The organism is Oleiphilus sp. HI0067, from assembly GCF_001635735.1.
In genome coordinates, this window is sequence record NZ_LWFI01001177.1 from 1 (window position 1) to 1,156 (window position 1,156).

Consider the following 1,156-nt stretch of genomic DNA (forward strand, 5'->3'; position numbering starts at 1 on the left):
GGCCTCCATTTAGACCTGGCCTAGTGTTAGATGAAGAAAAAGGGGCTGCCATTGATGTCGAGATTTGGACTGTGCCCTCTGAACAGTTTGGGAGTTTTGTTGCAGGAATACCTGCGCCCTTAGGCATTGGTAAGGTCAAACTGGCAGATGGTTCGTTTGTTAGCGGATTCATTTGCGAACCTTACGGTTTAGAAGGCGCCGAAGAAATTACGCAGCTTGGCGGCTGGCGTGCTTACATGGCGACAAAATAAGCCTAGCCTGATCATTTTTTGATTAGGCTCTGGATGTTTTGGTATGTCAGGCAACCATTATGCAAGCTTCACGACAAGGCCAAAACTGTTATCTCATCGTAAGCTCACTCATACTAGTAAAAGTTCAATGTTCAATGCTTGGTGTGAGTGTGTTTTATGTCAGACAGTGTCAACGTCAAAGAATTACCTAAGGCAGTCATCTTTGATTTAGATGGCACCTTGGTAACGTCTAGTCTCGATTTTGTTCTCTTATGCAAAGAGACGGGATGTGTGCCGGGGCAGGATATTCTGCGATATGTCGAAGACTTGCCCGAGCATGAGCAATCTTCAGTCAAGGCAACGATTCATGACCATGAGATGCGCGACGCGCATAGCTCTGAAGTAATTGCTGGAGTGCCTGAGACGCTGCTCAAACTCAGTAATTCATCCATCAAAACAGGCGTTGTCACACGCAATTCGATTCCTGCAAGTCAACTGAAACTTGATCGTAGTCAGTTGCGAGTGGGAAGAGTACTTGCACGTGAGCACGCCCCTCCTAAGCCTTCACCTGACGCTTTATTGATGCTCGCCGACGAATGGCAAGTTGACCCCAAGCATTGTATCTACGTTGGCGATTTTCGTTACGATCTCGAAGCCGCGCACAATGCAGGTATGCATGCCGCTTGGTATGCCTCAGGGTATTCTTCTCAACCGGAATGGGCGCATCTCGCGCACTTTGATTTCTCTCATTATAACGATTTTATTCCTACATTAGCCGCGTATTGGCGANAAGTTTCTGCGGGCGCGTAGCAAATTTAATAAGTCAGTCATCTGCAACTGATCACTTCAAACTTTCAATCCGTACACAATTAGGCATCGGTCGTTACGTCGATAAACTGGCTTTAGAGCTTAGCTTGATATTTTAG

1 protein-coding gene and 1 pseudogene are annotated in these 1,156 nt (G+C 46.5%); both read left to right on the forward strand.

What is annotated here, in order from left to right:
- Window positions 1-251 (forward strand): annotated as a pseudogene (locus A3739_RS30055) (allophanate hydrolase); the annotation flags it as partial.
- A 156-nt stretch (window positions 252-407) separates the two neighbouring features.
- Window positions 408-1,040, forward strand: a complete 633-nt coding sequence (locus A3739_RS17365) for an HAD family hydrolase (protein WP_068502203.1) — start codon at window positions 408-410, stop codon at window positions 1,038-1,040.
- Window positions 1,041-1,156 lie beyond the last annotated feature (116 nt).